Source organism: Flavobacterium sp. (genome assembly GCF_027482425.1).
GTDB lineage: Bacteria > Bacteroidota > Bacteroidia > Flavobacteriales > Flavobacteriaceae > Flavobacterium.
Map to the genome: position 1 here is coordinate 39836 of NZ_JAIXWA010000034.1, position 24666 is coordinate 64501.

Annotated in this window: 16 protein-coding genes; 12 read left to right on the top strand and 4 right to left on the bottom strand. The window is 35.4% G+C overall.

Annotation, left to right across the window (positions count from 1 at the left end; genetic code table 11):
- Positions 1-243 precede the first annotated feature (243 nt).
- The 12 genes from Q0037_RS04060 (at position 244) to Q0037_RS04115 (ending at position 18514) form a co-directional block, all read left to right on the top strand.
- Entirely contained in the window at positions 244-3144 is a 2901-nt protein-coding gene (locus tag Q0037_RS04060; protein WP_297515825.1) for a TonB-dependent receptor, read from the top strand.
- 172 nt (positions 3145-3316) lie between these two features.
- Positions 3317-7222 carry a T9SS type A sorting domain-containing protein gene (locus Q0037_RS04065; protein ID WP_297515828.1) on the top strand — a complete coding sequence of 1302 codons (3906 nt, stop codon included), beginning with the start codon at positions 3317-3319 and terminating at the stop codon, positions 7220-7222.
- A gap of 107 nt (positions 7223-7329) precedes the next feature.
- Complete coding sequence (locus Q0037_RS04070; protein WP_297515830.1) at positions 7330-8577, top strand: glycosyltransferase; 1248 nt, start codon at positions 7330-7332, stop codon at positions 8575-8577.
- Entirely contained in the window at positions 8574-10031 is a 1458-nt protein-coding gene (locus Q0037_RS04075) for an MOP flippase family protein (protein WP_297515833.1), read from the top strand. Before Q0037_RS04070 ends, Q0037_RS04075 begins: the two co-directional genes overlap by 4 nt.
- Entirely contained in the window at positions 10018-11076 is a 1059-nt protein-coding gene (locus Q0037_RS04080) for a glycosyltransferase (RefSeq protein ID WP_297515835.1), read from the top strand. The genes Q0037_RS04075 and Q0037_RS04080 overlap by 14 nt, the downstream gene beginning before the upstream one ends.
- Entirely contained in the window at positions 11073-12194 is a 1122-nt protein-coding gene (locus Q0037_RS04085; RefSeq protein WP_297515838.1) for a glycosyltransferase, read from the top strand. The genes Q0037_RS04080 and Q0037_RS04085 overlap by 4 nt, the downstream gene beginning before the upstream one ends.
- A gap of 64 nt (positions 12195-12258) precedes the next feature.
- A complete protein-coding gene (locus tag Q0037_RS04090) occupies positions 12259-12948 on the top strand; it encodes a class I SAM-dependent methyltransferase (RefSeq protein WP_297515841.1) in 690 nt (229 codons plus the stop codon).
- Positions 12949-12951: 3 nt separating this feature from the next.
- Positions 12952-14052, top strand: coding sequence for an acyltransferase (locus tag Q0037_RS04095; protein WP_297515844.1), 1101 nt, complete (start codon positions 12952-12954; stop codon positions 14050-14052).
- Positions 14053-14057: 5 nt separating this feature from the next.
- A complete protein-coding gene (locus Q0037_RS04100; protein WP_297515847.1) occupies positions 14058-15248 on the top strand; it encodes a glycosyltransferase family 4 protein in 1191 nt (396 codons plus the stop codon).
- Positions 15245-16345, top strand: a complete 1101-nt coding sequence (locus tag Q0037_RS04105) for a glycosyltransferase family 4 protein (RefSeq protein WP_297515849.1) — start codon at positions 15245-15247, stop codon at positions 16343-16345. Before Q0037_RS04100 ends, Q0037_RS04105 begins: the two co-directional genes overlap by 4 nt.
- Positions 16346-16348: 3 nt before the next feature.
- Entirely contained in the window at positions 16349-17359 is a 1011-nt protein-coding gene (locus Q0037_RS04110) for an acyltransferase (protein WP_297515852.1), read from the top strand.
- The gene (locus Q0037_RS04115; RefSeq protein WP_297515855.1) at positions 17360-18514 is read left to right on the top strand and encodes a hypothetical protein; all 1155 of its coding nucleotides are present in this window, start codon (positions 17360-17362) and stop codon (positions 18512-18514) included. It begins immediately after the preceding gene.
- 102 nt (positions 18515-18616) lie between these two features.
- Here Q0037_RS04115 and Q0037_RS04120 read toward each other — a convergent pair whose 3' ends face one another.
- The 4 genes from Q0037_RS04120 to Q0037_RS04135 all read right to left on the bottom strand — a co-directional run bounded on the left by Q0037_RS04120 (position 18617) and on the right by Q0037_RS04135 (position 24659).
- Positions 18617-20983 (bottom strand): polysaccharide biosynthesis tyrosine autokinase, encoded by a 2367-nt coding sequence (locus tag Q0037_RS04120; RefSeq protein WP_297515858.1) that lies wholly within the window; start codon positions 20981-20983, stop codon positions 18617-18619.
- Position 20984: 1 nt separating this feature from the next.
- Complete coding sequence (locus Q0037_RS04125) at positions 20985-21725, bottom strand: polysaccharide biosynthesis/export family protein (protein WP_297515861.1); 741 nt, start codon at positions 21723-21725, stop codon at positions 20985-20987.
- A gap of 169 nt (positions 21726-21894) precedes the next feature.
- Positions 21895-22872: an acyl transferase gene (locus tag Q0037_RS04130; RefSeq protein WP_297515864.1), complete on the bottom strand. Its 978-nt coding sequence runs from the start codon at positions 22870-22872 to the stop codon at positions 21895-21897.
- Between the two features lie 68 nt (positions 22873-22940).
- Positions 22941-24659 carry a T9SS type A sorting domain-containing protein gene (locus Q0037_RS04135; protein ID WP_297515867.1) on the bottom strand — a complete coding sequence of 573 codons (1719 nt, stop codon included), beginning with the start codon at positions 24657-24659 and terminating at the stop codon, positions 22941-22943.
- Positions 24660-24666 lie beyond the last annotated feature (7 nt).

Here is a 24666-nt window from a genome sequence, read left to right on the forward strand (position 1 = left end):
AATGAATTTAGCGACAAATATAGTAGTTAAACCTTACGGATATAAATGAAACAAATTACATAATATATAAGAAACATTTTGTTAACAAAAAAAGTAGTTTTTATGGTTTTTTACCCGCTTGTTTTTTTGTAAGTAAATCAAAATCAATAATATACATAAATTTTAACACATTAAAAAATGTTAATTTTCAGTTAACTTTTATTTTTTCTTATTGTTCTTATTTTGGGCAATTAAAATTTAATTATGAGAACAATTTTAGTTTTTTTGTTTACTCTTTTAAGTTCGATAGCGGTTGCTCAAAATGGTTCGATCAAAGGAACCCTTATCGATGCTAAGAACGCAACGACTTTAGTTGGCGTTAATGTTATAATAAAAGGAGCAAATAAAAGCACCATTTCAGATGGTGAAGGAAAATTTGTCATCACAGGATTAGCCCCTGGAACGTATGAAGTTGAATTTTCGATGATTGGTTATTTGCCCAAGCAAGTGAGTGAGGTAGTCATTAATGCTAATGAGGTTACGAATTTAGATGTAACTTTAGAAGAGCAAAAGAATACACTTGAAGAAGTAGTCATTACCAAAACAAGGGCCAAAGCAGAATCCGTAAAATCACTTTTGACACAGCAAAAGAATAATGCAAGTGTGTCTGATGGTATTTCGGCTGAGACAATAAAAAAGACCCCTGATAGAACGACTTCAGATGTGCTAAAACGAATTAGTGGAGCGAGTGTACAAGATAATAAGTTTGTTGTTATTCGTGGACTTAATGACCGATACAATGTAGCCTTTTTGAATGGAGCACCCTTACCCAGTTCAGAATCAGATCGAAAAGCCTTTTCGTTTGATATTTTCCCCTCCAATTTGTTGGATAACTTAGTCATTACTAAAACTGCCACCCCCGATCTGCCCTCTGATTTTGCTGGAGGAGTTGTACAAATCAATACCAAATCTGTTCCAGATCGTAATTTTCAGACGCTTTCCATTGGTAGTGGTTTTAATACCATTACTACTTTTCAAGAACAACGAACCTATCAAGGAAGTGGTACAGATTGGTTAGGTTATGACAATGGTGTAAGAGCTTTTCCTTCTACGTTGCCTAGCACCGAGGTTTTTAATGTACTTACTTTTCAAGAAAAAGCTGAATTAGCCAAGACCTTCGAATATGACTGGGGTATTCAATCGCAAAAGTTTGCACCTAATTATAATTTCCAGTACAGTATTGGAAGAAGTATCAAATTGGGAGAGAAAACTTTAGGGATGATATTTTCGGTATCCAATACTAAAACAAATAATTTTAATGACGTAGAACGTTTTGATTATGATAATCCAGATCCCACATCAACGCTTTTGGTGTCAAGTTTTAAAGACAATAATTATACGCAACAAGTATTAACCGCAGGCTTGGCCAACGTATCCTTCAAGTTCAATGAAAACCACACTGTATTTTTTAAGAATATTTACAGTATAAATTCAACGGATTTAGTTGTGGAACGAAGAGGACAGCGAGATGTTAACGACACGCGTTTTCTTTTAGCCGATGTGCGGTGGTTTACTAGTAATAAAATTTATTCTGGACAATTGGGCGGGGATCATACGTTCCAAAATAAAAAAATCAAGTTAAGTTGGAATGCATTTTTAAGTGATATTCAAAGAAGTATTCCTAATTTAAGACGTAATATTTATTCGATTGCTGACCCTAATAGTAGTGATCCTACTCAAAATAGTCCTCGCGCCGAGATAGCATTCAATAATGGTGGGCCTGATTATGGAGGTGGTATGTTTTTTTCAGAAACTAATGAAGATATTAAAGGAGGAAAGTTAGATTTAAGTAAAAAATTTAATTTAGGTAAAGATTTAATCAATGAAGTGAAGATTGGTGGAATGTATCAAACGAGAGCAAGAGATTTTTTTGCACGTCAGATGCAATATAACGCACTTACTTTAGGGGGTTCATTTGATTCTAGTTTGTTGAGTTTGCCTAATGAGCAGATTTTTAATGTGGCCAACATGGGTGTAATATCTCCCGGTGTTAATGGGTTTACGATTGCTGATTTCACCAAGTTTACCGATGCTTACACCGCAGGTTCAGATTTAAAAGCGGCTTATGTTATGTTCGATAATCGATACAAGTTCATCCGATTTGTTTGGGGTGTTCGATTTGAAGAATATACACAGCGTATTAATGCTCGTCTAACAGAGCTTGATTTTTTGGCATTAGAGGATGTTCAGGATAAATTATTGCCATCGGCTAATTTAATTTTGTCTTTAAGTTCCAAACAAAATTTGCGTTTCAGTTATTCCAAAACGTTGAACAGACCAGAGTTCAGGGAGTTGGCTCCTTTTGGTTTTTACGATTTTACCAATCAGTTCTTTACGCAAGGAAATCCCGACTTAAAACCTGGAGAAATCACCAATTTTGATATTCGATATGAGTTTTATCCCGGTAAAAACCAATTATTATCGGTTTCTTATTTTAGAAAGAACTTTATCAATCCTATCGAGATTCAGCAACAAGTGAACAATAAAACGATTACCTATGTCAATGCAAATGCTGCCGTGAATAGTGGGATTGAGTTGGAGTTTAGAGCGATGTTGAGTAGTTTGTTGAATTTTCCTGGATTGCCCTTTTTGGAAGATATTACGGTATTCTCAAATCTAGCGGTAATCAATTCAGAAGTTGATATTTCCAATTTGAATACGGCCAATATTGATACTAAACGACCTTTGCAAGGGCAATCACCCTATGTGGTCAATGCGGGTATTCAATATTTAAACAATGACAACGGATGGTCTGTTTCAACCAATTTAAACAGAACCGGAAATCGTATTGCATTTACCGAAAGTGAGGTTCGCCCTGCAATCTGGGAGAAGGGGAGAACTTTTATTGATATGCAAATTTCAAAAACCATCAAAAAGAAGATGGAGATTAAACTCAATATTCAAAATCTTCTTGCGCAAGATTTGATTTTTTACCAAAATAATTATAAGAACTCTGTTCGTTATGGTACGCTTGAAACCCTTGCAAATCAAATTTTTACAGGGGATTATCATTATCAAGACGGATTTAACGCCAAAGAGGATGATGTAATATGGAGGACTCGATTTGGACAAAGCTTTTCATTGACATTTACGTATAACTTTTAGACAAAATACTATTTACTATAGTCTAAACGGCATTCTGTAAAGAATGCCGTTTTTTTTAACATTTAATTTAAGTTTCATTAACTAATTGATGACAATATCGTAATGCAAAATTTTCAAAGGCTAACCCCTTTAAAATTAGTTTTGTATATCAAATAAACCTAAAATATTAATTATGAAAAAAAATTATTTTTTGCCACTTTTGTTGCTTTTTGTAAGCTTCATTAATGCGCAAATTGACCAAACCTCGTACCGAGGTGCATTTGCTCCGGCTCCAACGCCAATGTGGACCGATTCTTGGACCAATTTTGATCCAAAAAATGAACCTTATCCTGATGGGACAGTGGTTAATGTTGCTACAGACATTACTGCCAACACTACTTGGACCACTGGAAAAACGTATTATCTTACAGGATTGATTTATGTGCGTAACAATGCTACGTTAACTATTCAGCCAGGTGTAGTGGTAAAAGGGAACTTTACCAACTCAGGAACGGCTTTGATTGTAACTCGTGGGGCAAAGCTTAATGCTGTAGGAACTGCTTTAAATCCAATTGTTTTTACCTCTGCTAAAACAGTAGCACAAGGAAGACAACCTGGTGATTGGGGTGGAATTGTGCTTTTAGGGCGTGCAAAATTTAATATCAACAATGGAGTAAACAACATTGAAGGAATCACCGCTTCTGTAAATACTGAATACGGAGGAGGTACATCTCCAATCGATAATGATAATTCAGGTACATTAAAATATGTACGTATCGAGTTCGGTGGATATGTGTTTTCACCAAATAACGAAATCAACGGTTTAACCATGGGTGCAGTGGGAAGCGGAACGACGATTGACTATGTTCAGGTTTCTTATGCTAATGATGATGCATTTGAATGGTTTGGTGGATCTGTAAATTGTAAGCACTTGGTTGCTATGAACAATTTAGATGACGATTTAGATGCTGATAACGGATTTAAAGGTGCCGTTCAGTATGTATTGTGTGTGAAAGATCCTGCTTTAGCAGATAATCCAGCTGTTTCAACTTCTGAAGGTTTTGAGGTGGATAACAATCCAGCTGGAACAACGGTTTCTGCACCAAATGACAATACTTCGGCAATTTTCACCAACGTGACAATGATTGGGCCTGCTGTAAGAGCTACATTGTCACCTGCAACTTCTTTGGCTTCAGGTCATGAGCGTGCGCTTCGTTTGAGAAGAGCATGTCAAATTAAAATTTACAACTCCATCTTTATGGATTTCAAAAACAACTTCGTATTTATCGATGGTTCAGCTACGGTTGCCAATGCAAACTCTGGGTTGTTGAAATTCAAGAACAACATTATTGCGGGTACACCTAACGCTTCTTTTGCTGCTGGGATTAATCCTACTTCATTAAACTCTTGGTTTACTTCAAATGCGAATACATTCTTATCTTCTAGTAATGGTTTATTAGCGTTACCTTACAGCACCACCAATACCTATTTAGGATTGGATTACCGTCCAACAGGTGTTGCCGCTTCAGGGGCTGATTTTACAGATAGTTCATTAGCTCCATTTGTTACCATTGTTGCAGGTTCCACTCCTGTTGCCAATAATGTATCTTATTGTAAAGGTGCTTTAGCATCGCCTTTAACAGCGACTTTGACTACTACTGGTGTTTCATTACGTTGGTATACGTTGGCTACTGGAGGTACAGCATCAACTACAGCACCAACTCCTACTACAACTGTTGTTGGTACGAAAACTTTTTATGTATCACAAGTGGATACTAATGGAGTTGAGAGTGCAAGAGTTCCTTTGGTTGTGACTACTTTAGCATTGCCAACAGAAGTTTTGGGTTCTATTACTGGTGTAGGGCCTGTAGGTTCAACTTCTGCAACAGCAGTAGGATTTTATATTGGAACAACGGATCAATTTACTTATTCAATTCCATCGTTTGTTGATTCCTCTTTAACGTATTTATGGACCGTTCCTAATGGAGTAAACATTGTTTCTGGTCAAGGAACTAACTCAATTGTTGTTAATTACAATAACGTTCCTCCAGGAAGAGGTAATGTTGGTTCTATTCAAGTTCAAGCCGTAAATGCTAATGGATGTAGAACATTGGCCAAAGCATTACTTATTACAAAGGCTTTACCTGCTGCTCCAACTACAATGAATTTCTTCGACAGAGCAAGTACGACACCTACTACGGCATTAACTTCTTATGCACGTTATATGGGGTCAAATACTCCTATTACAGTTGTTGCAAGTACAGTAGAAACAGCAAGAAATTACGAATGGGAATTGCCTGCTGGGGTAAATTTAGTATTACCCGCTGGAACTCCTGCGCCTGTGGTAACTACAGTAACATACACTGCAGAACCTTTCTTTGCACCATCATCAACTCCTACACAGTCAGGAAATAAGTATTGGGTAGTTACATTCAATACCTATACTGTAGATGTGAATGGTGAATCTACTCAAATTGTAGTGTCAACGTGTCAACAACGCATCTTTGGTAATGCTGCTTATGGGGGTATTACATCGCAAAACTATCCAAGATATGGGACAAAAATTGTTTCTAACAAGCCTTCTATTTTGGTTAACTTCTCAGGGGTAACAAATCCTGCTACTACAGCGTTGTACTTTGGTGTGAAATCAGTAAATGGCGTTGGAAGTTCTTCAACTTCAAACACCAGTAATGCTGATGTTGTTGCGGGTAATATTATTCCTGGCTTGTATTATACATCTTACAATGAGGTGTATACTCCAATTGTACCACCAAGTACCAATGCTACTTCCGTATTTTCTGTTGCAAGTACAATGGAAATTAAAAATTCATATTTGAAAAAGTTAGTAGCTGCTATTCCAGCGGCTCCAACAACAATTAAGTTATTCAACGATGCCGTGAGCACAACAACTGCTGTAACTGTTGTAAGTCGATTAATTGGTACAACAACACCATTGCGTTTGTCGGCTGCTGTATCACCTACTGCATCCTCGTATCAGTGGGAATTACCAGCGGGTGTAAACCAAATCAGTGGTGGAAACTCTAACGAAATTATAATTAATTTTGCTGGTGTTGCTCCAGGAACAACTTCGTTATACCTTGGGGTAAAAGCGGTAAATGGAATCGGTTCTTCAATTACCAATAATGCGGCTTTGACTCCTGCAACTTCTTCTCAAGCTAAGTTATTGAAAGTTACAGCTACTGTCCCTGCAGCAGTTACTGCTATAACAGGTCAAATTGCTGGTATCTGTGCTGATCAAACGTATACTTATAATTTCCCCGCCTCTCCATTGGCAAATTCTTATGTAATTACAGGTCCTGCTGGTTCAGTAGTTACTTCGCCAAGTAATGCATCAAATACAGGCAATGTATTATCAACTAGTGATTTGTCATTTACTGTATTAATGCCTTCTAACTTTGCTTCGGTTACTCCAAAAACAATTGTAATCAGTTCAGTAAATGGTGTAGGTTCAAGTACCACTACTCGTTCAGTGACCTTGTCAACTGCTGTTGCCGCTATAGGTACACCAACAAGTCCAACTGGCGTTACAACATTCAACCGTTGTGATACTAAAACGATTACTGTTCCTGCAGTTGTGGGTGCTACTTCGTATACTTGGACTACAGTGGCAGGTGCTGAGATTGTGAGCGGTCAAGGAACTAACACAGCGGTTATCAGTTTTGCCAATGTTGCTAGTACAGTAACTTCAAACTTAGTAACTGTTGTGGCTACAAATGCTTGTGGTGTTTCTAGTACAGCACGCAGAATTACATTAACAAGTTCTTTATGTGCTCGTGAAGCAGAGTTTGTTGAAGAAACCCCGGTACAAGAAGTAGCTATCGTTCGTTCTGAAATTTATCCTAACCCAACTTCTGGAGTTATTACAATAGCTGTTGAAAACGAATTGAAAGGTTCGGTTGAGTTAGCTATTTACTCTATGGATGGATATTTAGTTGCTGCTTCAAAAACTATTCAATTAGAAGAAGGACTTAACTCAATCACAGAAGACTTAAGTCGTTTAGAAAAAGGAATTTATATTGTGAAATTAATTTCTACTTCTAATAAAGAAGTGGTGGTTAAAAAAGTAATCAAACAATAAGTTCCCACTAGTTTAAATTAAGTTTAGGTCACCTTTTCAGGTGACCTTTCTTATTTATAGAGAGGTTTTAATCAATAAAAGTCTTACTTTTATACAAAGAAAAAAGAATGAGTAAAAAGATATTGGCATTAGGATTAGGACAAAATAATTTTTTATCCTATCTCTACGCTGTCTTAAAACTAAAGTATCCTGATTATACTGTTGCGGCTCCTCTAATTAAAGATTTAAACGAAGAAAAAAAGGACGAATCTTGGATGTATAATAATCAACAGGTGCGTTTAAAACCGTATTTTTTTCATTATGTATTAGCAAGCGGTTCCATTTTTTTTAATCGATATCTATACATTTTTTTTCATTACATCTTGTTGGTAGAAAAAAAACCCTTTAAAGCCTTCCATTTTGCAGTCTCATTTTTTAAAGAGTATGCTTTTTTGATCGCTAATAAAGATTTCAAAACGTTTGATGTTTTACATTTTCATTTTATGCAATACAGCTACCTAAGGTCGCTTTTTTTATTGTCCAAGGAAGCAAAAGTTATCTGTTCTTTTTGGGGTTCTGATTTATTACGCACCGCCGATTCCTTTAATCATTTTGTTGTTTATCGAGCTATGCATAGAGCTTATCTAATTACTTGTCAGACGCCTGAGATGAAAGAAATTATTTTGGCCAAATTTGGTAGAGATTTGGAGCCAAAAATTAGAATATGTTTGTTTCCTCTTGACCGAATTACCTATGAACACATTGACCAATACAGAAATGATGAAAATGAAATAAAACGGTTTAAAGAAAATTTTGGCTTTCATTCTACCAAAAAAAATGTATTGATTGGGCATAATGGAAACCCTGCCAATCAACAGATTAAAACACTTCAATGTCTAGCAGCATTTGCGCAATATGAAGAATATCACTTTGTCATCAATTTGAATTACGGTTGTCCTCCGAATGAACTTGTGGCATTTAAGCAGGAATTAATTCAACATTTAGATTGCTTGAAAGGAAGTTACTTCATAAACGAATTTTATTATTCAAAAAAAGAATTAGCCCTATCTCGTTTAGCAACCGATATTTTTATACATGTACCCATTTCAGATGCGTTAAGCGGAAGTGTACTTGAAATGCTTTATGCAGAGACAACAGTTATTACAGGATCATGGTTGAATTATAAAACATTTAAAAAAGCGGGCCTACAGTATCTTGAAGTAGAAACCCTTGATGATATCCCCAATCTTTTCAGGAATCCTGACTTGATAAACTCCATGACCAAAAACCAACATGATAATCAATCACCAATAAATACCCATTTTAGCAATGATAAAATTATTGTTAACTGGCATGAAGCTTATCAAGAATTATGAGCCTAAAACAGAAAGTTAAAAAAAGTTTATTTTGGACTTTTTCGGATCAAATCGTGGTTCAATTCGCCAATTTATTTTTTGGTTTATTTATTGCGCGTTTATTAGGTCCTGAATCTTTTGGCATAGTAGGTGTCGTGTTGATGTTTACAAATTTTGCTCAGTTATTTGTAGATATGGGTTTTGGGGCCGCAATTGTTCAAAATCAACAATTGACTTCCCAGCAATATGCTTCTGTTTTTTGGCTAAATTGTATTATGGCAAGTTTTATTTATTTGCTATTGTATTTTTTGTCCGATTTTGCAGCTCTTTTTTTTAATCAACCCATACTTTCCTCAGTAATCAAGGTGAGTAGTCTCACCATTATTCTTAATGCAACCTCCATTGTACAATTTAATGTATTAATTAAGTCATTAAATTTTAAAAAGAAGGTGATCATCAATTGGGGATCTTTATTTTTAGGGTATGTTACTGCTATTGTTATGGCATTGAATGATTATGGTGTGTGGGCCATTGTAGCCATGTATTTAGTAAACAGTATTGTGCAAGTATTTATGGTGTGGGTGGATTCAAAATGGTATCCAACCTTGCGTTTTGAAATGGCTGTTATTCGTTCAATTTGGCACTTTGGACTGCCAGCTTTTGGGGATAATGTATTGAATTATTGGTCAAGAAATTTTGATAATTTTATCATTGGTAAATGTCTTGGCACAACGCAACTAGGTATATATAGCCGCGCCTATTCCTTAATGTTATTGCCTGTAAAGAATTTGTCATCGGTAGTTTCTAAAGTTTTTTTTCCCGCTTTTTCCCAACGACAAGATGACCTAAGCATACTAGCCGATAATTATTTAAAATTAATCAAATATATAGCTGTACTTACCTTCCCTATGCTTTTTGGATTGTCTTTGGTTTCAAAAGAATTTGTCCTTTTATTTTTGGGCGAAAAATGGTTGTCAATGATTCCTGTTTTATCTATTTTATCGATAGTAGGTGCTTTACAGTCTATTGTTACCTTAAATGGTGTGATTTATTATTCTTTGGGAAAAACCAAAATTGCTTTTCGAATATCGTTATTGGTCAACTTTGTTCTTTTAGTAAGCTTTTTTGTAGGAGTTCAGTATGGAATCAAGGGCGTTGCTTGGAGTTATCTACTGGCCAATATTTTACTTTTTTATCCGGTGTACACCACGGCTATAAGTTTGTTGAACTTGAAAATTTCAAGAATATTTACCACGTTGAAGTCGGTTATTGCCGCAACCTTTGCTATGGCTGTAGGGGTTTATTTGATAGCACTTATCTTAAATGTAACGCTTCTTCACGCTTTTATATTAAAAGTTAGTTTTGGATTGTTTATCTATTTGTGGGTGCTGTATCAATTAGAACCCAAGTTTATTGAAACAGTACTTTTGCAAATTCAAATGCAAATCAAAAGGGTCAGAAATGAAGATAATTAGATTGACAACACTTTTAGATTTTGGGGGGCAAGAACGAAAGTATTTGTCCTTTACGCTGCATAAAGAATGGTTGCAGCACGAATTTATTTTTGCGGCTATTGGTACCGGAGGTTACACTTCGCAAGAGCTAATCCGTAGAGGATATTCTGTAAAAATTTTAAATTTAAATATTCATTTGATTCGTTGGAAGACCTTATGGGAAGTTTACAAATGGATTAAAAAAGAAAAACCAGATGTAGTTCATACAGCAGCTGTTGAAGCCAATTTTTATGGAGTACTTGCTGCAAAGTTAGCAGGCGTTCCCGTAATTATTGCAGAAGAAATTGGTATTCCCAAGCATTCTCGAAAGACGCAATGGCTGATGCGTTTTATTTACCGATTTACAAAAACAGTAATTTGTGTGTCAAAAGCCGTTCATGAGTATTTGGTTCAAATTCAAGAAATTCCTTATTCCAAAGGGACCGTTTTATATAATCCAGTCGATGAAAAACCTCGGATTAAATCATCAAATTCGAAAAAAACAATTGTAAGTGTTGGTCGTTTGGAAAAAGTTAAAAATCAAAAGCTTTTACTAGAAGTTTTACCCCAATTGAAAGACCCTACCCTACATTTAATTTTAGTTGGGGAGGGAAGAGAACGTCATATTTTAGAACAATTAATAGATTCGTTAAAAATTCAAAATCGCGTTACAATTACGGGCTTTGTTTCCAATCCTGAACATTATTTAGCCCAAGCTAATTTATTTGTTCTTCCATCCTTGTCGGAGGGGTTTGGTATTGCCGTACTTGAAGCCATGCAGCAAGGTATTCCGTGTTTGTGCACACGAGTGGGTGGAATTCCTGAGTTTATTGAAGATAATGAAAATGGTTGGTTGTTTGATCCAACAGATAAAACGGAGTTAATTCATAAAATCAACTTTTTCTTCGATTTGCCTGTTGATATTCAGGAGTCTATGGGTGAGCGCGGGAGAACGTCCGTTTTGAATCGTTTTTCAGTTGAGGAATACGTGACTCAGTTACAAAATCTTTATACCCGTTGGCAATGATTCGAATCCTTCATATTGTTGAGACCATTGGTTCTGGGGGTGTTGAACGAAGACGCTTATTGCTGTGTAAAAATTTGGACCCTCAAAAGTATAAACAGCTTGTGGTATGCACACAAGCCTACGGTACATTTAAAGAGGAGTTTTTGAAATATGGTGTGGAGGTCATTGAAGTCGGAGTCCTAAAGTCACCATTGGATTTTAAAATTCACAGAAAAGTGCAACGTATCATTCGGCAGTTTCAACCCGATATAATACATGGAGCCGTTTTTGAAGGGGTAACGCTAGCGGCCCTTAATGGATTTATTTGTAGGGTGCCGTATCGAATTATTGAGGAGACTTCTGCGCCTACAAATCGAAGTAAAAAGGCCAATTTATTGATGCAATTATTTGCCTTTCTCTCCCATCGTATCGTAGCCGTATCTCCTGCCACGCAAGGGTATCTTACGCAGCAGCTTCAGCTGCCTCAACGTAAATGTGTATTAATTAACAATGGTGTAGCAATGCCTACTTTTTTATCGAATGAGCAAAAATTGCATTTAAGGAATCAGTTATCTCTAACTTCAGAAGATTTTGTTATTGGAAGTGTAGGTCGAATGCACGATGATTCGGTAAAACGATTCTCTGATTGTATTCGTGTAACTGCTCTTTTGAAAGCTCAAGGTGTCTCTGTAAAGTTGTTGTTGGTTGGCGGTGGTCGAGAGAAAAAAAGATATGAAGCTTTAGTTGAAGAATTAAGTCTATTCAATGAGGTGATTTTTACTGATTATCAAAATGATGTTCAGCCCTATTATGAGATTATGGATTTATTTCTGTTGTTGTCGTCTACTGAGTCATTTGGGTTAGTTTTAGCAGAAGCAATGCTTCATAAATTACCTGTTGTTGCCACTAATGTTGGCGGAATTCCGTATTTAGTTGATGATAATCATACCGGAATACTAATTAAAAATTATTCCCTAGAAACGATAGCAAGCCAAATCATTACCTTACAAGCCAATGTTTTCACAAGGAAAGAAATGGGTGAAAATGGGTTTCAAAAAGCGATGTCGAATTATACCGAAACTGCTTATAGTCAGTCTGTTGAGCGATTGTATTTAAGCTTAATGGAAACTTTGAGTTAATAAATTATTATTATTTTAATACCGAGAATTTACCTACTATTTTCATTTTATTTTTGAGAAAAAAATGAATTTTCTCTTTTATAAAGTACTAGGTAAATTATTTAATTTCAGAAATGAGGAAGTACCTTCTTTTCTGTTACATGAATTGGTGCATCAAGGAGAAAACTTTCTACCTTTTACTACATCTAGCCTAAAGTTTCGCGCATTAGCATGTATTTGCAACGATTTAGTGGTAAATCAAAGAAAAAATTATCTGGAATTTGGCGCTGGTTTATCCACCATACTTATAGCCCGATTAATTAAAAAAAACGGATTAGAAGCGCATGTTTATTCCCTTGAGGAAGATAAAGGTTGGATTGAGTACATTCAACACATCATCGATATAGAAGGACTGACGCAATTTGTTACTCTTTTTCATCTTCCCACACATCCTTCTTCATCACTTTCTCAGGCGTATATATATGATTTTGAAATACTTAAATCGCAACTAGATCCGTCAACACATTTTGACATCATCCTTGTTGATGGTCCTGCCGCATGGGAAAAACACAAAGTAAACAGTCGGTTAGGGAATGCTCAATTTATTGCAAATGCTATTGCTCCTGAGGCGACCGTCTTTATTGATAATGCCAATCGTGAAGGGGAGAAAAAATTAGTAGCGAAGCTATCCCAAGATTGTCAAGTAAAGCCAATATACATCGATCCTACTTTTGCCGTTTTAGTAAAAGGAAAACATTACAATTTTATTGTTTAATCCATGAGTAAGGCAATTTATTTTTCAGGATTAAATGGAATACGAACAATTGCAGCTTTAGCTGTCGTGTTTAGTCACATCAATAATCGACTGCATTATTTTGGAGTGCCCAATTTACCCTTATTGGATATCGCCAATTTTGGGGTTACCATTTTTTTTACTTTAAGCGGATTTTTAATCACCTATTTATTATTAGAGGAAAAAGAGAAAACCGGTACGATAGCCCTTAAAAAATTTTACTGGAGAAGAGTTTTACGCATTTGGCCACTTTACTTTTTTTATTTGATACTTGTTATCTTATTAAATGACCCAAATACATTACAATGGGCTATTCTCTTTTTTGTTTTTATGGTTCCAAACTTTAGAAACTCATTTAAAGAAACGATAAATACGGTGCCGGGGAGTCATAATTTGACCTATATGATTGGCCATTATTGGTCGTTAGGTGTTGAAGAACAGTTTTATCTCTTTTGGCCACTGCTTGTTAAAAAGCTTAAAAGTATTTTGATTTTTGCCTGTGTTTTCCCCCTTATTTTTATTGTGTTTAAGCTTATTTTAAAAGTAACACAAGCACCCGAAGGATGGCTTACCTTTTTCCATTACACTCGATTTGGGTGTTTAGTCATTGGGGCGTTAGGGGCCTATTGGGTAAAGTATCAATATCAATCGATCCTTACATTTTTTACAAAACCCATAGTAGACTTGAGTTGCTGGTTGTTTTTATTGTTTTTGTCGTTGAATCAATTTCATATCGCTTCGATCATTGATCATGAAATTGTAGCCATAATAACACTTGGAATAATTTTTAATCAAGTGGTCAACCCGCGTCCATTGATAAATTTGGAACAGCCCTGGTTGGATTTTTTAGGTAAAATTTCCTTTGGCTTATATGTTTACAACCCTTTGGTGATTTATCTCGTCGCTTTGGGTCTTAAAGATTTTGATTTTGGGTCAATCTACCTTCGCTATGCTTTGATTTATGGGACTACAATTACAGTATTAATCGCAGTATCTTTTATTTCGTATCAATTTTTAGAAAAAAGGTTTTTAAAACTCAAATCAAAGTTCACAGTTGTTCCTAGTTTCTCGAGTAAATTACAATAATTAGAATGAAAAAAATATTATTTATAAGTTGGGATGGTGCAGAGACCAATTACATGGAAGGCTTGTTTTTACCTATATTTCATGCTATTCAATCCAAAAGCGATTATCAATTTCACGTTATTCAATTTTCATGGAGCGATCCGTATAAAATAAGCAAGATTAAGGAGACAGCTTCAACGTATCAGATTTCCTACCAACATTTACCCGTTTATAAAAAACCTACGAACTTAATTGGTAGCGTTTATTCATTATTTAAAGGGAGAAAATTTGTCGAATCCTATATCATTAATAACGCTATCGATATTGTAATGCCTCGAAGTGTAATGCCTGCTTTTTTGGTAAATAAACTCCGAATTAGAGGATTTAAATTGGTTTTTGATGCCGATGGATTGCCATTAGAAGAACGTATCGATTTTGGGGGATTAAATATGAATAGCCGCCATTATCGTTTTTTAAAGAAACAAGAGGATAAAATTTTAAGCCATTCCGATTTGGTGATCACGCGTTCAAAAAAATCGATTAATATTCATGCAGAGACCATAGGCGGAAAATCGTTGGAGAAGTTTTCAAGAGTAATTAATGGTAGGGATGTTAATTTTTTTAAACCCAATAAAGAGGCAAGAAAAAAGATTCGGGAAGAGTTAGGTGTTTCATCAAAAGATAAAGTTTTTGTCTATTGTGGCTCGCTTGGACCCCAATATTGTGTGGAGGAAATGATTGAAATTTTTCGCCAATATTATGATAAAACAAAGTCTGGATATTTTTTGGTGTTAACCCCTAATGTAAATTTTATTCAAGAACGAATTCCACAGGAATTAAAAAGAATAATAATTGCAAAACAAATAAATTACCAAGATGTGCCCGCCTATCTTTCGGCAGCAGATATCGCCTTTTCCTTGCGTATTCCACGGTATAGCATGCGCGGAGTTTTTCCGATAAAGTTAGCGGAGTATTTGTTGATGGGATTGCCTACGATCACCTCCAAAGGTATTGGCGATACGGAAGACCTACTGAAAGATGCTCCAGGGTGCTATATATTCAATCATTTTTCACGGAAGTCGATGATTTTGGTTGCTGATTTTGTAGAGAAATCGGAAACATTTGATAAGAATAAGATTAGAGATTTTGCCGAGAAAAATTTTTCAATAGAAAAAAGTGCAAAACAGTATATAAAAACCTTAGATAAACTGGTATGAACATAATTTATTTAACCAAATATTCGCGCTTAGGAGCGAGTAGTAGATTGCGTAGTTATCAGTTTGAAGATTTGTTTTCTGATTGCAATATAGAAGCAAGCTATGCCCCTTTTTTTGATGATGCGTATTTAAATTCGCTATATTTTAAAAAGCGAGTTGCCGTTCCTAAATTGTTGTTCTATTACATCCGACGTTTTTTGTTGTTATTCAAACTTTTTCAGTACGATAAAGTAGTTATTGAAAAAGAATTGTTTCCCTATTTACCTCCGGTTTTTGAAAGGCTAATCCGTTTTTTGGGTATTCATTATGTTGTCGATTATGACGATGCTATTTTTCATAATTACGATTTGCATCCCAGTAAATTAGTACGATTTTTACTTAAAGATAAAATAGCAGCGGTAATGAGAAATAGCAGTTTGGTCATGGTGGGAAATGACTATCTTAAACAATATGCGCTCCAAAGTGGTGCAAAAAATGTGATAACATTGCCTACTGTAATTGACCTAGATCGCTATACAATGCCGAGTTTCAAGGATGAAAAATCTAAAGTTGTTATTGGTTGGATGGGAAGCCCTACAACGTTTAAATATTTTAAATCACTGGAAAATGTCATTGTAAAACTCAATCGGAAATATGATCATCTTGAGTGGCATATTGTAGGGTCAAAATGGGATGATATGCCTAGTGATATGCAGTCCATTTATTGCTATGATTGGTCTGAAGCGTCAGAAGTGACTCAGTTAAATCGAATGGATATTGGCGTGATGCCATTATTTGAAACTCCTTGGGAAAAAGGAAAATGTGCCTATAAATTAATTCAATATATGGGTGCAGGATTACCTGTTATTGCTTCACCTGTGGGTAAAAATAACGAAGTAGTATATGAAGGGATGAATGGATTTTTGGCCGAAACAGAAACGGATTGGTTAAACTACTTGGAAGTTTTAATCCTCAATCAAAAGTTAAGAACTGAACTTGGAGCCAAAGGGCGATCAATAGTAGAGCAACACTATTCAAAAGAAATCAACTTTAGAACGCTTTTTGAAATTGTTACATTGCACAAAAATGTCCCTATACATTGCGTTAAATTTCAGTAACTCATGACCAATGATAAACTTCATGTTTTACAAAGCTTTAGAGGAATAGCAGCTTCAATGGTTGTTGTTCATCACGCTTTAAACGCCATGTTGTATTATCATCCTATTCGTTCTAATTTTTTACTTTTTTTATGTCATTTAGGTAAGTATGGTGTCGACTTTTTTTTCGTTTTATCAGGGTTTATCTTAACCTATGCCTATTCGCAAAAAAAACAAAATCCAATGCCTTGGCATCGGTTTATAACTGCTCGATTTATTCGTGTTTATATTCCTTTTTTACCGATTAGTTTAGCACTATACTTCTTTTATACCTATTATCCACAATTTTCTAACGGTTCAAGGGATCTAAGTTTGTGGACATCTTTGACTTTATTTCCTGCTGGAAAGCCATCCTTGTCAGTGGCATGGACATTAAGTCATGAAATGCTTTTTTACCTTTTATTTAGTATAATGTATATTGGCGAGAAGTATTGGAAAATTCTTTGTGCTATCTGGGTCATTGGAATTGGCATTGTGTATGTTGCTTTTTATGAAAGTACCAAGAATACTTTCTTTAGTTTTCTTTTTTCACCCTATACTATTGAATTTCTTGTCGGTTATGGCGCGGCCAAGTTCTATCTTCAAGGGAAATCGATTGCTAAAGAAATTTATCTTGTTTTGCTTGTATTGTTTTTTTCTTTGGTTGTTTATTTTCTTTGGAATCATTGGTATCCGATTCGGTTTTTAACCAATTTTCTCGTTGCCCTTATGAGTGCCATGTTGATTTTAAAATACATTAATAGTAAGAGGTCACCGTATCGAATATTTCTATTTTCTGGCACGATTTCTTATTCTATTTATTTGATTCATAATCCAATACAGATTTTTATTATCCGTTTTTTCCCTGAGATTAATTCTATGACTTTAGTTTTTTTAGTGTTGTTGCTAATCCTATTCGTCGTACATTTGATGGCTTGGGTATATTTTCAAATTTTTGAGAATAAAGCCACAAGCATGATTAAAAAGTGGCTATAAATGGATATACTTTTTTTGATACTACTTGCTGTAGCAAGTTATATTTACTTCTATAAAGTACAAAAAAATTTAAGTAAGACTAATTTTATCAATTTAGTCTACCTCTATTTCTATCATTTACTTTTTGGTTTGTATTACTATTTTTTTGTTTTTGGCGACTCTATAGGCTTTTGGAATCAATCCTCAATTTTAAGTTTTGAAACCTTTGTTTATTGTCTAACCGAGCAAAAAGGAACTTTATTTATTTATGCACTGAATTACATTCCCGCCAATTTATTAGGATTAAGTTATTTTACGGGAACTATGATTTACACTTTTATTGGGTTTTTAGGAGTTAGTTATTTCTACAGATTGAGTATCGTTTTGATTCCTCAAAACCCCAGAATCAATTCGTATTCACTATTTCCACTACTATTTTTCTTACCTAATCTTCATTTCTGGAGTTGCGCTGTAGGCAAAGATACGCTACTGTTTTTCGCCATAGGAATTGGATCACTTGCTTTAACAGACTTGAAGCGAAAGTGGATTTTTTTCCTTTTTGCTTTGTTTCTTTCCTATTTAGTTAGACCCCATATCACTTTATTTATTCTTGTGGCTTTGGCAATGAGTATTTTATTTGCACAAAGTACGGCTTTGTATAAAAAAGTTTTTCTTTCGGGGATAATGGTGGGACTTTTGTTGTATTTACTCCCCAATGTAATGGAGTTTGCTCGTTTAGAGGAGGCTACCATTGATAGTTTCAATAGTTTCGCTGAAACGAAAGCATCAAAGTTAGGTAGTGTAAATAATTCTACTGCAGTTGATATTAGTAGTTATCCTTTTGTTTTTAAAGTTTTTACGTTTTTGTTTCGTCCATTGCCCTTTGATATCAATAGTATACCTACGCTTTTAGCCGCACTTGAAAATCTTTTATTATTATTATTATTTGTGATTGGCTTTAAGTTTGCCTACTTCAAAAGCTTTAAATCGGCTCCTTTTGTAATTCGTTTCATGGTGTACTTTTTGATTATTGGGACTATAGCTTTTTCGCAAACGCTTGGGAACTTGGGGATAATGTTGCGAATGCGTAATATGTTTCTACCGGCTATGCTATTTATTTTTTATTGGCACTTTTATTTTAGCACAACACCCCAAAGTCAAATGAAGCAAGAATAATCATAAAAAAGATTGTTAAGGATCAAATAGCGCCATATATCAAATTTTCATTGATCAAATTGAAGTCAATAGGCATAAAAGAGTCCTTTTTTTTGGCAGATATTATTTTTTACGAAGCCAACGGGCAATACGGTATTTCAATGTTAATTTGCGGGAATAGTTTTTTTCATAACCATATCCATAGCCGTAATTGTATCCATAACTGTAATTACTTGCATAAATTTTATTTTGCCCCACATTGTTGATAATGAGTCCAAAACTAATTTTAGGATTGATTTTTTGAAAATCAAGAATATGTTTAAACAATTTCTTTTCTGTAAAATTAGCACGAGTGACAAAAAGTATAGCGTCAGCTAATCCTGAAATAACTGTTGTATCCGTCACTAAAAGGGTAGGTGCTGTGTCAATGACGATATAGTCATAGGTTTCCTTTAAAATATCTAACAAGGCACTAAAACGATCATTGGCCAATAACTCCGCTGGATTAGGGGGTATTGTGCCCGAAAAAATAACATCAAACTCGTGTTTTGATAGCATTTCTTTTCCACGGACCAGTACATCTTCAACGGTTAGTTTATCATCAAAAATAAAATTTGAAATTCCTTTTAATCCTTTTCTTTCGTAGTTTAACATACTGTGGAGTTGAGGATTTCTGAGATCAGCCCCTAATAACACCACTTTTTTATTGGTTGACGATAACGTAATTGCAAGGTTTATGGAAACAAATGTTTTTCCCTCTCCTTTGATAGATGAGGTTACAAATACAACTTGATTTCGTTTCTTTTGCGAGGATAGTAAAAAGGATAGATTCGTTCGAAGAATACGAAACGATTCAGAGAGTATGGAGCGGTCTAATACGCGAATCAATTTATTTTCATTCGCATCAACAAAAGGAATTTCAGAAATAACAGGCAATTTAAGATGTTGCTCCAAATCAGATTTTGTTTGAATTTTATCATTTGAAACAAAATACATATAAATTAATATGAGGGGGATTAATAAGCCAATTACAAAGGCAATTCCATAAATTAATGTCCTGTCAGGATATATAGGGCTACTGGTAAAGTTAGGATATTCAATGAGTTTAATGGTAGGATTTGTAATCGCAAGATTAACGGCAGCCTCTTCCCTTTTTTGGAGCAATAAAATGTATAACGTTTCTTTGATATTTTGTTGTCTTTCAATCGAGCGCAATGATTTTTCATTATCAGGAATACGATTGTAATTTTTGGCACTCAACCCCTGTATTTTTGACAACTCTCTCTTTTGGTATGCTAACGTATTTTTATAACCAATTATGGTAGATTTAAGATTCCCTTTAACTGCATTTACTTGTTGCGTGAGTGAAGCAACAATTGGATTTGTTTTTCCGCCTCCATCACTCATATACTTGTTGCGAGTCAGAATAACTTCATTGAGTTTGTTACTTAAACCATTTATTTCATCATTTGTAATGCCAATGTTGACGGGGATTAAATCTAACTCTTTACTCTTATTAATGGTGTTTAGCATAATATCAGCTAAAACGAGTTGGGTGTCTATTTTTTCAATATTATTTTCTGAGTCGTAGCTTTTTTGCATAATTACCCCAGCGTCGGCTTCAATAAATGATATTTTCTGAGATTTTTTGTAAGCGGCTTTTTGTTTTTCAATAGAGTCCAGTTCGGTAAAAAGATATTGAAAACGATCATCCACAAATTCAATCGTTTTTTCAAAAACGAGTTGTCTATCTTTAACACCATCATTGTCAAAAATTGAAATAAGAGCCCCCAAAACAGCATTTATTTTGGCGGTATTCCCTCCCTTTAATACCAGTTTGAGGATATTACTCTGTGTTCCTTGTTTTGTGATGGTTAAATTATTGGATAATTCTTGTAATAGCGTATTTTTAGGTTTTAATCGAATTTGATACACACCCAACTTTTGTTTTTTACGTTCATTTTTTGGTAAAACAACAAAGGGAATTTCTTGTGTTAAATTAGTTTTGTTGTAAGGATAAAGCGTAGGCTTATCATCGAGTAAGTAACCATTTTCTTTGAGTGTAATGTTGAAGAATAAACTTTTATTGTAAAGTTCTTGAGTTGGAATTCCCCAAATAATCTTAAAAGGAGCGGTATCCCATAATTCTAAGGATTTGATTTTTCCTTTTGTATATACTTCAGTGTTTAATTCAAGGCTATCAATGACTTTGTTTAAAATTCGCGTCGATTTTATTAGTTCAATTTCATTTTCCAAATCTTTATCATTATCCCCAAAAATATTGAAAGAGTTGGTCGGAAGCTTAAACGTATTATTTGTTTGATCTAAAATTTGAATTTTTGCTTGTGTAGCATAGATATCACTTACATAGCGAAGATAGAGATAAGCAACTAATAGGAAAGCGGCACAAGAAAGTACTATCCATTTCCAAAAGATTAGGTATTTGAATGCTTCTTCTTTAAACTTAAACTGAATTTCTTTTCCTTCCATTTTATTTGCTCAATAAGATTATGGCAAGAATTGTTGAAATACTTACGGAGGTTATGGTCAACAAATTCCCTAAACTTTTTACATATCCACCCGATTTCACTTTGGCATCATTCGGTAAAACATAAATTACATCATTTGGTTTTAAATAATAATATGGACTAGAAAACCAATCTTTTGATGTTAAATCAATTTTAGTATAGTTTAATACGTTACCTTCTTCGCGAATCAAATAGATGTTATTTCTAACGCCGTTAATTGTTAAGTCACCTGCATATCCCAAAGCTTGTAGCAAGGAAATATTTTCTTCCTGATAGTTATAAGTACCTGGTTTGTTGACTTCTCCTAAAACCGTAAATTTTGAATTTATTACTCGAACATTGACAACAGGATTAGACAAATGCCCTCCTGATATCAGTAAATTGGATATAATTTGTTCCAATTCCATGCAGCTTAACCCGTTAGCATTAATTTTTCCTAACACAGGGAGTGTAATAAAACCTTCACTACTCACTAAATAACCATTAGGGCCTTGAGTGACTTCCACATTATATGCTTTAACAATTTCAGCCGATGAAGAAGTAATCACAATACTTAAAATGTCGTTTTTTGTGATGGTAGATTTTATGAGCTGTGTTTTATCGGTAGTTTCTGTATTTAGGTTGTTAAAATAAATAATGTCTTTTTTTGAGGTGCAAGCAGAAGCGATGATAAGGAATAGCAAAAAGAAAATAGGTTTTTTCATAAATTGTAATTTACAACTCCATCAAATTGGAGGTTAAATTAATGTTGAATTAATAATACAAACTATAATTTATTTATATACTACAAAACTACATAATTAAGGAGTTAATTTGTTCTATAAGTTTGAAGCAGAAGTAATTTAACAATTAGATAATATAAAGGAAACAATGTTAAATTACCATTAAATTACACCCGCGAATATCCGAATGGTCAAAACGGCCCAACACTTCAAAAGCATTGTTGGTATATTTTTTCCCTAAATCTTGCGTAGCGATAAAGGAACAGGAATTGTAATTGGCCAAATCGATGACATTGATTCCTCCGTTTTTCCCATCGGCAATATAACATAAGGGATCTTCAGGGTCGCGAATGAGTATATGCATCCATGGGGGACATTCAAAGACACCTTGCCCAAAAGAATAGGCTTGTGACAATAGTTCGGTCATCCCGTATTCGGAATGGATTGTGGGTACTCCAAAGCCGGCACATAACATTTGGTGAAGCTCCTCGCGAATCATTTCCTTTCGGCGTCCTTTCATGCCCCCCGTTTCCATAATGAGGGTGTTCTTTAAATGGAATGTTTCTTTTTCAATAAGGTCCAGTAAGGCATAGGTCACTCCAATCAAAAGTGTGTTTTGTCCTGAGGCATCCAATAATTTCACTTTTTGGATGAGGTCTTCGTAATTGTGAAGATAAAAGCCACTATGTTCGTTTTGCGAACCTTCAATCAAATCTTTTACCATATAGATCAAAGACGATCCTTCGCGCTCTAGATAGGAGGGTAGCAAGGCAAGTATCGCATAGTCTTCATTATTTCCGTAAAAAGAGGCAAAGGCCGATCGAAAACTTTGTACATATAATTGGATGTCGGTCACTACATGTTTGCTGGTTTGCATTCCAGTTGTACCGCTGCTTGTAAAGGTTATTTCGGGCGTCTGGGAATTGGAAATGATGGTGTGACTTTTGAAAAACTGAATCGGTAAAAATGGAATGGATTCCAACGATTTGACGACTGTTTTATCGACGCCCAATAAGTCACAAAATTCACGGTATACGATCGTATTCTCGTATTGGTGCCGAAAAACTTTCAGCGCCATTTTTTCAAATTGCTTTGCATTGGCAATACTAAAAATATCGTACGGATCCATGCAACAAAAGTAGCGAAATAAAAAAGCCCCGACAACTGCCGGGGCTTGGTTTATGGGGTGTCGAATACTTATTCGATGATTAATTTCTTCACAGCCGTAGCGCCGTTTTCTGTAATTTGTACAAAGTATACTCCTTTGTTCAAACCACTTACGTTAACTGCATCTTGCGTTGTGGTATGGATTACTTCTTTTCCAACAAGGTCAAAAACGCGAACCGATTTGCTATCGTTCGCCGCAGTGTTGATATAGAAAATACCGTTTTTCACAGGGTTTGGATATACCGCTAAACCTTCAATAGCATTGTTGTTTACGCTCAATAAGTTTGGAGTAACAGAAACGCGTAATTCATCAACTGTAATTACTGGAGTTAAAGCATCTGTGTCTTGACGGAATAAGAATCCTCCTAAAGTGGTAATTGCAGCAGCAGGCGTGTCGGTTAATGTAGGAGCTTGTGTGCCGTCAAATCCAGCAACCGTTGGGTTAACCCATAATTTCCATGAATTACCTACAAAGTCATACGATACAACTACAAACAATACATCGTTGAGGTTGTATGTGGCTGTTGTATAGTTGGTGGTTGACGTTCCTGAAGTAAGGCCTAATTGGTAGGTAGTCCCCGTTCTTTTAATAAAAATACGGCCTCTAAAGTTTGTAGCACTTCCATCTGTGATGATAGCAAAAGCCGTTTCAGAAGGATCGGTCGTTAAAGCAAAATCGGTAACTTTCATTATAAAAGAAGTGTATAACGCACCTTCAGTAACTGTAGTGGCAGTAAATCTTTTGTGTAATTCTTTACCAGCACCGTTCAAACCAGCAGCGTTGCCATTGGAGGTAAGTCCAGCATACGTTAAATTATCAGCAATGGCTAACACATCGTCTCCTGTGTTGGCGTTTGCCCAAAATTGTGTGGCTCCAATTGAACTTCCTACGTTATAATTCATGCTGTCATAAAGTGGTAATCCATTTACGGGTTTGCAATCAGGCGCGGTAATCGTTACCGTGTACGAACAATTGCTGCGAACTAAAGAAACGATAGCCCCGGTTCCTTCTGGAATACCTGTAACGGTAATATTTCCGTCAGCAATGCTTCCAGGATTGTCTCCTCCTACGGTTCCAACGGTTGAAGTAACCGTATAAGCACCGCCACCGCCGCCAGAGAAAGGAATCGTAGCTGTATACGTATCGATTGCAAATGTAGTTGCATCACAAGCCGTAGTGGGCGTGCCTGGCACTACCGTACAAGTAGGGTCAAAACTAAATACGCGTACATCATCCAAACGGAATTGCGCTGTTGTAGAAGTTTGTATGAAACGGATACGTAGGTTAGTAGCACTAGGGATACCTGTAGTAATGGTCACTAAAGCCCAGTTTGCCGTTCCAGCTCCCGTAGGACGTGAATAGGTAACTGGTGTAAAAGTTGTGCCGTCTGTACTTACTTCAACGGTTAATTCATTATTAGCACCTGTAGTACTTTTATATTGGCCAAAACTTAATTGTAACGTAGAGGTGTTAAAAGCGGAGGTGTTGATTCCTTCAATTAAGAAATCTCTACCCGCTGTATTGGTGAAAAATACATTACCACCACCAGAAGCTCCAGTGTAACCTGAAGAAACAGTCGTTGCGCGTACTTCAGCGGTACCCGAGTACACAATGGGTGCTGCATTTTGGAATACGTTTGTAGCAATAGGGGTTGTTGCTGATGGAGTTCCCATGTTTTCACTATAAATGGTTTGCGCCATCATAGTTACTCCTGTCAGCATAAAGAGCATGAAGTAAATTTTTTTCATATTGAAA